Genomic DNA, 10,283 nt, shown 5'->3' with positions numbered 1-10,283 from the left:
GTGACGACCGTCGTCATGGCGGTGCTCACGCCGCACGTGTTCCGTTGAGTTCGCGCACGGCACGGTTCTGCCGCTCCACCACTCCCGCGACAACCGGGTCCACCCGCCGTTCGGTCCAGACGGTCCGGTGCGCGGCGAGGGTGTGGACGGGGTTCGTCATTGACCGTTGACCGCTGTACCAAGATCTTCGGGCGGGTCGGTCGCGGCAGGTGCAGGTCCCGGTGTCCTGGCTCGTACACCAGCCGCAGAACAGGGGGGATCACTTACTCACCGGTGCGGTCCCCGGACCCCCCCGGACGGCCGGGCGTGGCCGGCACAGGCCCCGCACCGTCGTCACCTTCCCGGCTCCCGGCTTCGCGCCCCGGGCGGGATCACGGCGCGGGTGACACACGTGAGTACCCCGGAAGGCCCGATGGCCCACCGGGCCCCAGGGGCTCAGCCGACGGGCACCAGGGCTGCGTCGAACTCCGGGCCGAGCCCGGAGGCCCACAGCTCAGGCAGCGTACGCCGCGGTGAACCGTTCGACGGTGTCCCAGAGCTCGCCTTCGCGCTGAGGGTCGTAGGACTCCTCGGACGACCGGGTCGCACGGGTGCGGTCTACGTAGGACCCGGTCGGCGCCTCGGTCGTACCGAGGACGACGTCGGCGAGGCAGCGCCCGGCGGCATTGCGACTGGTCGCGAACGGGGTGAGGGTCATGACCGGCAGGATGCGGCGCATCGCGAACCGGGAGACGGGTCCCGCGTTCCGGGCGAGGCCGGTGCCGGGGACGAACCCCGGGTTGTAGGCGACGGCGTCGATCCCGGCCGGCAGTCGGCGCGCGTACTCGTGAACCAGGTAGATCGCGGCCAGCTTGCTGGTGGAGTACGCGGTACGCCCGCCGGCCGCAGTGTCCGGCTCGGGAAAGGCGCCCGGACGGGCGAGGACGTCCGGGGACTTCCATGCCGGACCGGGCACCATGCCCATGTTGTGCTTGAAGTCACCGAAATGGGTGTCGCTGGCGGTGATCACGATCCGGGCGGGAGCCACGAATCGGTCCTGGAGCAGGCGGACGAACAGGTGGTTGGCGAGCACGTTGATCGCGAAGGTGGACTCGAACCCGTCGGGCCCCTGGGTCAGCGCGTTCGTGTACTGGATGCCCGCGTTGCCCACGAAACCGCGCAACGGCGGCAGATCACCGCACTCCAGCCGGTCGCGGATCTCGGCGGCGGCCGAGCTGACGCTGTCCAGCGAGCCGAGGTCCACCGAGACGTGCGAGACCGTGTGCCCGCCCGCACGCAACTCCGCGGCCAGGCGCGCACCGGAGGACCCGCGGGCGACGACGAGAAGGTGCACGTCGGGCGACTGGCGCAGGATGTGCTCCGCGGCGACGCGGCCGATCCCGCGGCTCGCGCCGGTCATCACGACGGTGTGCCGCATGGGAGGCTCCTTGACTGTTCAGCCGGTGTGCGTCCGGCCGGACGCATCACCGACGTTCGCCGTTTGCGCCACCGCCAACCAGTGCCCTCCCCGTCACCAGGACCGGCAGTACCCAGGCTCGCCGGGCGCCGAGCGGTGAGAATGGAGCCATGGCCGCCTCCCTCTCCACCTTCGGTGCACTCCTGCGCGCCTGGCGCGACCGCCTCTCCCCGGCCGACGCCGGCCTCACCGCGACGGCCGGCCGCCGCGCCCCGGGCCTGCGCCGCGAGGAGCTCGCGCAGCTGGCCGGGCTCTCGGTCGACTACGTCCTGCGCCTGGAACAGTCACGCGCGAAGAACCCCTCGGCCCAGGTCGTCGGCGCCCTTGCCCGGGCCCTTCAGCTCTCCCGGACCGAGCGCGACCAGCTGTACCGCAGCGCCGGGCTCCTTCCGCCGCAGGACGGCACGGTCAGCACCCATGTGCCCCCGGGCATCCAGCGGCTCACCGCGCGCCTGGGCGACGTCCCGATCGGGGTGTTCACCGCCGACTGGACCCTGGTGTGGTGGAACACCCTCTGGAGCGCCCTGCACGGCGACCCCACCGTCCTCCCCGAAGCCGAACGGAACCTCGCGCGCGCCCTTTTCGGCAACGGCGCCGCTCATGCCTCAATGCTTCCCGTTCAGTCCGAGCGCGGACAGGACGCCTTCGAGGTGTCAATCGTCGCCGACCTCAAGGACGCCGCCTCCCGCTACCCCGCCGACGCCCAGCTCGATCGTCTCGTGCACGACCTCCGGGAAGAATCCGGTGCCTTCGCTCACCACTGGGCCACGCGGACAGCCGCCGCCCAGCACACCACCGACCGCAAGACGATCGGGCATCCCGAGATCGGTGACATGCTGCTCGACTGCGACGTCCTGATCGTTCCGGGCGCGGACCTGCGCATGGTCACCTACACGGCAGCGGCCGGAAGCAGCGATGCGGGAAAGCTCGACCTCCTGCGCGTCACAGGCGGCCGCTCAGCGCACCCTGATGCGTATTGAGGATTGCCGGCCACGAGATGCGCACCGGAGCGGGCCGGGCCGGGCCGGATCAGGCTGCCGGAGAAGTCGCCAGCAGGTCCGCGGGGATACCACCCTTGTCAGGGGCGTAGAAGTTCTTGATCTCGGCTTCCCAGACGTCCACCCGGACCCGGTCGTCGTCATCGGGCTCGAAGGCGTCGAAGAGTGCGTGGATGTTCGGCAGGTCGAAGCCGACCCCCCTCATCATGCCGATGAACACCGGTCGGGTGACAGTACCGCTGCCGTCCAGGTCACCGAGGCGCGCGAAGCCGGCCGCGAACTCGTCAATCGCTTCGCCGAAGCGCTCCGGCGACAGGACGCACGCCTGGTACTCGTCGTAAGTGATCCGGCCGTCGTGATTGGTGTCGAGTTCACCGGCCAGCGTGTTCCAGTAGCGCGTGAAGCCGGCGCGCATGGCCTGCTTCCGTGCCTCGTCGGCTTCGGGGACGGCTGCGGCGACCCGACTGCTCATCAGATCGAAGTCGTCGGACTCCAGAACCTCGTTTCCGTCGGCGTCGAACAGGGTGAACACGAGCTTGACCCGGTTGATCGCTTCGTTCCGCATGGGCTCTTGCCTTTCGTCGGACCAGGAGACGGGACAGCCGTGCAGGACGGCCCGGCGGTGCACCGGTGAGCCGCCGGCAGGGGCGGCGAACACCAGCGCGGGGCGGGGGAGCCCGTGGCCGGCCGGCGGTCGTACGGCCGTCGCGCTGTCACTATGCGGGCTGCGGAATCCGGTGCCCTGGGGAAGACGGGCTGTTCAACAGAAAGAATGAAAACGGCGACGCTCCGGCATGAAACATGCCCCGGTCCTGTCACCGCCCGGCCGGCGTCGCGTTCCACGCCTCCTCGTCGGCGGTGAGGAACCGCTCCCGGAACCTGCGGATCGGGCGGGAGCTGGTTCGAACCGGCGCGCGCGGCGCACTGGGCACGCCGGCAATACCCCGTTCAGTCTCCGCGCGCCCTACCGGCGGTCATGGGCCGCCCCAATGATTGAACGGGCCGCAAGAAATCCAAGCGACTCCGCACCCCTGCTTCCAGGCCGGTGGGCGTGCGGTGGAAGGAGCCCAGGATGTTACTTCTCATCTCCCCGGACAGCGTCGAGGAGGCCCTCGACTGCGCGAAGGCGGCGGAACACCTCGACATCGTCGATGTCAAGAAGCCCGACGAGGGCTCGCTCGGCGCGAACTTCCCGTGGGTCATCAGGGAGATCCGCGAAGCGGTCCCGGCGGACAAACCGGTGTCCGCCACCGTGGGCGACGTGCCGTACAAGCCCGGCACGGTGGCCCAGGCGGCGCTCGGCGCCGCTGTCTCCGGAGCCACCTACATCAAGGTCGGCCTCTACGGATGCACGACGCCCGACCAGGCCACCGATGTCATGCGAGGGGTCGTCCGGGCAGTGAAGGACTACCGGCCGGACGCGTTCGTCGTCGCCTCGGGCTACGCCGACGCCCACCGGATCGGCTGCGTCAACCCGCTCGCGCTGCCCGACATCGCACGCCGCTCCGGCTCCGACGCGGCCATGCTCGACACCGCGGTCAAGGACGGGACACGGCTGTTCGACCACGTTCCGCCCGACGTCTGTGCGAAGTTCGTCCGGCTGGCCCACGAGGCCGATCTGCTCGCCGCCCTCGCGGGCAGCGTCAAGGTGGGGGACCTCGGCGCGCTGACCCGCATCGGCACGGACATCGTGGGGGTGCGCGGGGCGGTCTGCGAAGGGGGCGACCGCAATACTGGAAGGATCCAGCCGCACCTGGTGGCCGCCTTCCGGGCGGAGATGGACCGGCATGCCCGGGAGTACGCGGCTGCCGTCGCCGCGAACTGACCGCCGGTATGCCGACAAGTCAGCCCCGTCGCGCGCCCGGAGCCCGCGGCGAGCGTTTCGCAGTCATCGATCCGGCAACGGGCGAGACCTTCGACGAGGCTCCCGCCCAGCAGCCGGACGAGCTGGACACCGTCGTCGGCCGTGCCCACGAAGCCTGGCGCAGCTGGCGGGCCGACCCCGTCGCCCGCACCACCGCGTTGCTCGCGGCAGCCGGCGCCGTGGAGGCTGCCGGGGCCGACCTCGCTCCGCTGCTCACCCGTGAACAGGGCAAACCCCTGGTCGAGTCGTACGCGGAGGTCGCCCGTACGGCGGCCCGCCTGCGTTACTTCGCCGAGCTGGACCCCGGGCCCCAGCCCATCACGGACGGTCGGCCGGTACGCAGCGAGATCCGCTGGCGCCCGCTCGGACCCGTCGCCGCGATCGTCCCGTGGAACTTTCCCCTCCAGCTCGCGTCGGCGAAGTTCGCGCCCGCGCTCGCCGCGGGCAACACCGTGGTGCTCAAGCCCTCCCCGTTCACGCCCCTCGCCACACGGCTGCTGGGGTCCGTCATCTCCACCGCCCTCCCCGAGGACGTACTGACGATCGTCACCGGTCACGAACCCCTCGGCGCCCGCCTCGCGTCCCATCCGGGGGTCCGCCACGTGACCTTCACCGGTTCGGCTCCCACCGGACGGGCCGTCGCGCAGGGCGCAGCGGCCTCGCTCGCCCGCGTCACCCTGGAGCTGGGCGGCAACGACGCCGCCATCCTGCTGGACGACGTGGACGTGGAAAAGATCGCGGACCGGCTGTTCTGGGCGGCGTTCCGCAACTGCGGGCAGGTCTGCATGGCGGTCAAGCGCGTCTACGCCCCGGCCCGGCTCTGCTCCCAGGTGGTCGAGGCCCTCGCGCAACGCGCGAAGACCGCCGTCGTCGGAGCCGGCCTCGACCCGGCCACGCAACTGGGCCCGGTCAACAACGCCTCCCAGCTGGCCCGGGTCGAGCGCTGTACGGCCCAGGCCCTGGCAGACGGTGCCCGAGCCGTGGCCGGTGGCCACCGGCTGGACCGACCGGGCTACTTCTTCGCCCCGACGATCCTGGCCGATGTCCCGTCCGGCAGCCCGGTGGTGGCGGAGGAGCAGTTCGGCCCGGTCCTGCCGGTGCTGCCGTACGGGAGCCTCGACGAAGCCGTCGAGGCGGCCAACGACACCGGCTTCGGGCTGGGCGGCTCGGTGTGGGGGACCGACCTCGACCGGGCCGAGGCGGTGGCCGGCCGGCTGGAGTGCGGGACAGCGTGGATCAACCACCACGCCGAACTCTCCCTCGCCCAGCCCTTCGCGGGCATCAAGGAAAGCGGTCTCGGCGTCGCGGGCGGGCCGTGGGGGCTCTACGGGAACCTCAGGCCGTTCGTCGTGCACCGACCGGAGGAGGCGTGACGATGAGGTTCGGCGCGGCGGTACTGCGCTCGTACGAGAGCCGGTTCGGCGTCGAGGAGGTGATCCTGAACGCGGGGCCGGCCGACGGCGAGATCCTGGTCAGGATCGCGGGCTGCGGGATGTGCCGGACCGATCTCGCGATCCGGCGTTCGGCGGGCCGCTCACCGCTGCCGGCGGTGCTCGGTCACGAGGGGGCCGGAGTCGTGGTGGAGACGGGCGGCCCGGACACCGGTCTGAGCGCCGGCGACCATGTCGTGCTGAGCTTCGACTCCTGCGGACACTGCCGGAACTGCATGAGCGCGGCCCCCGCCTACTGTGTCTCCTTCGCCTCCCTCAACCTCTTCGGAGGGCGCAGGGAGAACGCGGCGCGGTTCACCGACGTGGCCGGGGAGGAACTGGCCCCCCGGTGGTTCGGCCAGTCCTCGTTCGCCGAGTACGCGATGGTCCCGGCCCGCAACGCCGTCCGGGTCGATCCCTCGCTGCCCGTCGAACTGCTCGGACCGCTCGGATGCGGCTTCCTCACCGGCGCCGGAGCGGTCTTCAACTCCTTCGGCGCCGGGCCCGGCGACACCATCGCGGTCTTCGGCGCGGGAGCGGTGGGCCTGGCCGCGGTGATGGCGGCCACCGCTGCCGGGGCGGTGACCGTGGCCGTCGACCGGCACCCCGAACGGCTGGCCCTCGCCGAGCGGTTCCGTGCGATCCCGCTGCACGCCGCGTCGGCCGGCCTGCCCGGCCGTATCCGGCAACTGACCGACGGCGGCGCGCAGTACGCACTGGACACCACGGGCTCCGCCCAGCTGATCAACGACGCGCTCCGGGCCCTGCGCCCGACCGGCCACCTCGGCCTGGTGGCACGGCTCCACACCACGCTGCCACTCGAACCGGGGGCACTGGACCGGGGCAGGAGAATCTCCCACATCTGCGAAGGCGACGCAGTGCCGGGACTGCTGATTCCGCGGCTGATCGGGCTGTGGCGGGCCGAGCGGTTTCCCTTCGACCAGCTGATCCGCACGTACCCGCTCGCCGACATCAACGAGGCCGAACGCGACTGCGAAACGGGCCGCGTGGTCAAACCCGTCCTGATTCCGGAGGGGAGGAAGCGGTGAGTGCGGCATTCGACGCACCCTGCCTGCCGGCAGCCCCTCACAGCCCGCCGCCCGACGGCATACCCAGGTCACCGCTTCCCGGTGGCCGGCCCGCCCGAGGAACCGCGCGCCGCACCGCAGTTCCGTGCGCCGACAGGCGCCCCTCGGGGAGCCTCGGGGAGCCTCGAGGGACCTCGGGGGACTAGGGAGTCCCGAGCGGCGTTGTCGCGCCCCTCTGCCCGCCAGCCGTATCCCTCGCTGTTCGTGATCTCAACTCGCCAATGGAGGAAGCGTGGCCGACGCAACACATCGCGACACCGACGGGGGAAGCGTGGAAGGAGGTGTGGGCGTGACCGCTCTCCTGGTCGCCGCGGCACGGGCGATCGAGACCCACCGCCACGACGCCCTGGCACAGGACGTCTACGCGGAACACTTCGTGCACGCCGCACCGGCGTCCGCCGGCTGGCCGGTGCGCATACAACAGGTCCCGGACGGGGACGCGAGCCCGTTGTGGGGACGATTCGCGCGCTACTTCGGTCTGCGGACGAGGGTCCTCGACGACTTTCTCCTCCGGTCGGTGCGCACAGGAAGCGCCCGCCAAGTGGTGCTGCTCGGGGCGGGGCTGGATGCGCGAGCGTTCCGGCTCGACTGGCCTCCCGGCTGCGTGATCTTCGAGATCGACAGGGAAGGAGTGCTGGCGTTCAAGCACAAGGTACTCAACGGGCTGTCGGCGACCCCCAAGGCAGCGCGCGTACCCATTCCGATCGATCTGCGCGCCGACTGGGTCGGAGCGCTCGCCGACGCCGGCTTCGACACGGCCGCACCAAGCGTCTGGCTGGCCGAGGGGTTGCTGTTCTACCTGCCGCCCGCCGCCGAGACGTACCTCATCGACACGGTGGACCGGTTGAGCGCGGAAGGGAGCGCTCTGGCCTTCGAAGTCAAGCTCGAAAAGGACTTGCTGGAATACCGCGACAGCCCGCTCTACACCTCGACGAAACACCAGCTCGGCATCGACCTGCTCGACCTGTTCGACAGGGAGCCGCGGCCCGACTCCGCAGGTGATCTCGCGAGCCTGGGCTGGTCCACATCGGTCCGCACCCCCTTCGACTTCACCCGCCGTCACGGGCGCGGCCCGCTGCCCGAGGAGAACGACGCCCTGGCGGGCAACCGATGGGTCTTCGCGGATAAGCCCCGACGGCAACGCTGCGCTTAAGAACTCGCGCAGATAGGCGCGAGAGGGTACCTCGGGAGAAGAAGAGGCACAGGGCCTGGTGATGCTGCACCTTCTGCTTTGCCGGTCCTGGAACTCAGGCAGTGCATAAAGTCGCGGCGGGACGCCGGCCCGCGGTGAACGCGGCAGGGCACGACGGGGGAGCTCGACAGGCTGTGACGGGCCTGCGCCACCCATCCGGCAAAGTGCAGTCTTCCGCTGTGAGCCGGAGGCGTGCTGAGGGATGCCGAGGTATCACCCGGGAGAGACCACTTCAAGTGTCTGGAGAACCGCCGCACTCCAGGAGGTGCAGTGCGCCGCCTTCGACCTGGAGGAAGCAGTACGGCGTGGCCTTGCCCTCGCGGGTGTTGCAGCTGCCGCGCAGCGGCCTCGGACATGGCCGTGCTCGTGGCAGTGATCCCACGCCGACGCCTGGCTCTTCCCGCACAGACGGCACGGCAGCCGTCGGCCCGTGCGCCGCGCCGGCGGGACGACTCGTACTGCACCCCGCGCAGGTGTCCGGGCAGCTGTCCGGCGTAGACGGCCTCGCTCCGCTGTGCGACGCGATCGGCGAGGACTCGCAGGTTGTCGCCGGTCGCCTTGGCCGGTTGCTCGGCGTGTGCGTTGAGCCACGGCGCGACGGCTCGACGGCTCGACGGCCCGGTGGCAGGGAAGGCCGTCCGTGTGCCCGGCTGCCTGCCTGAGCCAGTGGCAGACGGTGCGCTGTGCCGGAGCCGGACGGCGAGGAGTTCGGGATCCCGCGCGATGCGCGGTGGCCAGGCGCGAGCTGAGCGGGGCCAGGCTCTGGGCGCTCAGCTGTAGTAGGCGATCTTCTCGTCCAGGACATCCATGGCCCGGCACAGTGCCGCCGCCCGCTGCTCCAGAGCGGCACGACGCTCGCGGAGGAAGGCGACCCGGTCCTGCGGAGGGCGCTCGGCGCGCAGGAGGGCGACGAACTCCCGCAGGTCCGCGATGCCGAGGCCGGCCTCGCGGAAGCACGTGACCAGGCCGATCCAGAAGACATCGCCCTCGGTGTACTCCCTGCGCCCGCCGGTGGAACGCTGGATCGGGCCGATGAGCCCTTCGCGCTCGTAGTAGCGCAGCGTGTCGATGGAGACGCCGGTGCGGTCGGCGGCCGCGGCCGGGGTGAGGGTGGTCATGGGACTCCTTGTGTGACCGCGCTATCGTGCTTCGGTGAAGCGCGCCAGGTGCTCGTCACTGAGCCGCACACGGCGTGCGGCGAGTGCCTGCTCGATCTGCTCCGCCCGGCTCGCGCCGACGATGGGATCGATCCCCTGCCGCATCAGCCATGCGAGAACGACCTGGTTCCTCGTGGCCGAGAGCTCGTCGGCGACGTCGTCCAGGACCGCGAGCACCCGGGGCGTTCCGGGGTGATCATAGGTGTGCGGAAGCGGCTTGTCCGCGCGCTCGTAGGAACCCCACATCAGTGAGCTGTACGACCACACGGCAAGTCCTTCCGACCGCGCGAGGTCCAGGTCCTCGGCGTTGAGCATGCGGTGGCCGGCCTCCGCGAGGGGGGTGAGCGGGCGCGGCTGGACGAGCGAGTGGCGCAGTTGCAGGGCCGTCCACGGTTCCACGCGCCGCTCCCGCGCGAGCGACCGGGCGCGCTCTACGCGCCAGGCGGCATGGTTCGCAGCCCCCACCCGCAGGGCCACTCCCTTCGCGACCAGCTCGCCGAAGGCGCCGACCGTCTCCTCCAGCGGCACGGCACGGTCCTCGGCGTGGGCCCAGAGCAGATCGACGTGATCGACTCCCAGACGTCCCAGACTCTCCTCCACACCGGCGTGGACGGCGCGCGTGGAGAGTCCTTCGGCGCTCTCCGGCCAGGAGTGCGGAACGAGCGGGTTCTGCCGGACCTTCGTCGCGATCCGCACCACGTCGCGTGCGCCCGGACGGGCCCGGAGCCACGCGCCGATGAGGCGCTCGCTGGCGCCGCCGACGCCACTGGGGTCGGCCCAGAAGGAGTAGCAGTTCGCGGTGTCCAGCCAGACACCGCCGCCGGCGACGAAGGAATCGAGGATCGCGAACGCCCGATCGGGGCCGACGCGGGTGCCGAAGTCCATCGTCCCGAGGACGACCTGAGGGGCAGTGGTGTTCATGCCGCCAATTCTCGGATCTGGAGCGCGCTCCAGGTCAAGAGCCGTTGTGGCGGGCGGTTCGAGACCCGGTCTCCGGGGGTTCGGCGCCGAGTGCGACGGACGCGCGTGACGATGCCCCCCTCGGAGGGCGATCCTGGTAAGCGGCCCGCCGAGCAGGTCGCACAGGGCCGCCGGACA

11 protein-coding genes are annotated in these 10,283 nt (G+C 71.2%); 5 read left to right on the top strand and 6 right to left on the bottom strand.

Annotated elements, in window-relative coordinates:
• Window positions 1–25 precede the first annotated feature (25 nt).
• Window positions 26–160 carry a hypothetical protein gene (locus ACWD0Y_RS14205; protein ID WP_450260615.1) on the bottom strand — a complete coding sequence of 45 codons (135 nt, stop codon included), beginning with the start codon at window positions 158–160 and terminating at the stop codon, window positions 26–28.
• Between the two features lie 333 nt (window positions 161–493).
• Complete coding sequence (locus ACWD0Y_RS14200; protein WP_450260614.1) at window positions 494–1,417, bottom strand: SDR family NAD(P)-dependent oxidoreductase; 924 nt, start codon at window positions 1,415–1,417, stop codon at window positions 494–496.
• A 149-nt stretch (window positions 1,418–1,566) separates the two neighbouring features.
• Between ACWD0Y_RS14200 and ACWD0Y_RS14195 the strand changes: the two genes are divergently transcribed.
• The gene (locus ACWD0Y_RS14195) at window positions 1,567–2,436 is read left to right on the top strand and encodes a helix-turn-helix transcriptional regulator (RefSeq protein WP_450260613.1); all 870 of its coding nucleotides are present in this window, start codon (window positions 1,567–1,569) and stop codon (window positions 2,434–2,436) included.
• Between the two features lie 49 nt (window positions 2,437–2,485).
• Here ACWD0Y_RS14195 and ACWD0Y_RS14190 read toward each other — a convergent pair whose 3' ends face one another.
• Window positions 2,486–3,019 carry an EF-hand domain-containing protein gene (locus ACWD0Y_RS14190; RefSeq protein ID WP_450260612.1) on the bottom strand — a complete coding sequence of 178 codons (534 nt, stop codon included), beginning with the start codon at window positions 3,017–3,019 and terminating at the stop codon, window positions 2,486–2,488.
• 507 nt (window positions 3,020–3,526) lie between these two features.
• Between ACWD0Y_RS14190 and ACWD0Y_RS14185 the strand changes: the two genes are divergently transcribed.
• From ACWD0Y_RS14185 to ACWD0Y_RS14170, 4 genes are all read left to right on the top strand, one after another.
• Window positions 3,527–4,279, top strand: coding sequence for a (5-formylfuran-3-yl)methyl phosphate synthase (locus tag ACWD0Y_RS14185; protein WP_450260611.1), 753 nt, complete (start codon window positions 3,527–3,529; stop codon window positions 4,277–4,279).
• An 8-nt stretch (window positions 4,280–4,287) separates the two neighbouring features.
• On the top strand, window positions 4,288–5,691 hold the full coding sequence (locus ACWD0Y_RS14180) for an aldehyde dehydrogenase family protein (RefSeq protein WP_450260610.1): 1,404 nt from the start codon (window positions 4,288–4,290) through the stop codon (window positions 5,689–5,691).
• A gap of 2 nt (window positions 5,692–5,693) precedes the next feature.
• Window positions 5,694–6,797 (top strand): NAD(P)-dependent alcohol dehydrogenase, encoded by a 1,104-nt coding sequence (locus ACWD0Y_RS14175; RefSeq protein ID WP_450260622.1) that lies wholly within the window; start codon window positions 5,694–5,696, stop codon window positions 6,795–6,797.
• Between the two features lie 271 nt (window positions 6,798–7,068).
• Window positions 7,069–7,989, top strand: a complete 921-nt coding sequence (locus ACWD0Y_RS14170; RefSeq protein WP_450260609.1) for a class I SAM-dependent methyltransferase — start codon at window positions 7,069–7,071, stop codon at window positions 7,987–7,989.
• A 252-nt stretch (window positions 7,990–8,241) separates the two neighbouring features.
• Here the strand turns inward: ACWD0Y_RS14170 and ACWD0Y_RS14165 are convergent, their stop codons facing one another.
• The 3 genes from ACWD0Y_RS14165 to ACWD0Y_RS14155 form a co-directional block, all read right to left on the bottom strand.
• Window positions 8,242–8,619, bottom strand: coding sequence for a hypothetical protein (locus ACWD0Y_RS14165; protein ID WP_450260608.1), 378 nt, complete (start codon window positions 8,617–8,619; stop codon window positions 8,242–8,244).
• Between the two features lie 179 nt (window positions 8,620–8,798).
• Complete coding sequence (locus ACWD0Y_RS14160; protein WP_450260607.1) at window positions 8,799–9,146, bottom strand: MerR family transcriptional regulator; 348 nt, start codon at window positions 9,144–9,146, stop codon at window positions 8,799–8,801.
• Window positions 9,147–9,167: 21 nt separating this feature from the next.
• Window positions 9,168–10,106, bottom strand: coding sequence for an aldo/keto reductase (locus tag ACWD0Y_RS14155; protein WP_450260606.1), 939 nt, complete (start codon window positions 10,104–10,106; stop codon window positions 9,168–9,170).
• Between the last annotated feature and the right edge of the window lie 177 nt (window positions 10,107–10,283).

The organism is Streptomyces altiplanensis, from assembly GCF_053591575.1.
This window is presented reverse-complemented; position numbering and strand designations above follow the sequence as displayed.

What these genes read in the sequence shown, in the direction of transcription:
- ACWD0Y_RS14205 (WP_450260615.1), bottom strand. Translation starts at nt 160, where the DNA reads ATGACGAACCCCGTCCACACCCTCGCCGCGCACCGGACCGTCTGGACC.
- ACWD0Y_RS14200 (WP_450260614.1), bottom strand. Translation starts at nt 1,417, where the DNA reads ATGCGGCACACCGTCGTGATGACCGGCGCGAGCCGCGGGATCGGCCGC.
- ACWD0Y_RS14195 (WP_450260613.1), top strand. Translation starts at nt 1,567, where the DNA reads ATGGCCGCCTCCCTCTCCACCTTCGGTGCACTCCTGCGCGCCTGGCGC.
- ACWD0Y_RS14190 (WP_450260612.1), bottom strand. Translation starts at nt 3,019, where the DNA reads ATGCGGAACGAAGCGATCAACCGGGTCAAGCTCGTGTTCACCCTGTTC.
- ACWD0Y_RS14185 (WP_450260611.1), top strand. Translation starts at nt 3,527, where the DNA reads ATGTTACTTCTCATCTCCCCGGACAGCGTCGAGGAGGCCCTCGACTGC.
- ACWD0Y_RS14180 (WP_450260610.1), top strand. Translation starts at nt 4,288, where the DNA reads ATGCCGACAAGTCAGCCCCGTCGCGCGCCCGGAGCCCGCGGCGAGCGT.
- ACWD0Y_RS14175 (WP_450260622.1), top strand. Translation starts at nt 5,694, where the DNA reads ATGAGGTTCGGCGCGGCGGTACTGCGCTCGTACGAGAGCCGGTTCGGC.
- ACWD0Y_RS14160 (WP_450260607.1), bottom strand. Translation starts at nt 9,146, where the DNA reads ATGACCACCCTCACCCCGGCCGCGGCCGCCGACCGCACCGGCGTCTCC.
- ACWD0Y_RS14155 (WP_450260606.1), bottom strand. Translation starts at nt 10,106, where the DNA reads ATGAACACCACTGCCCCTCAGGTCGTCCTCGGGACGATGGACTTCGGC.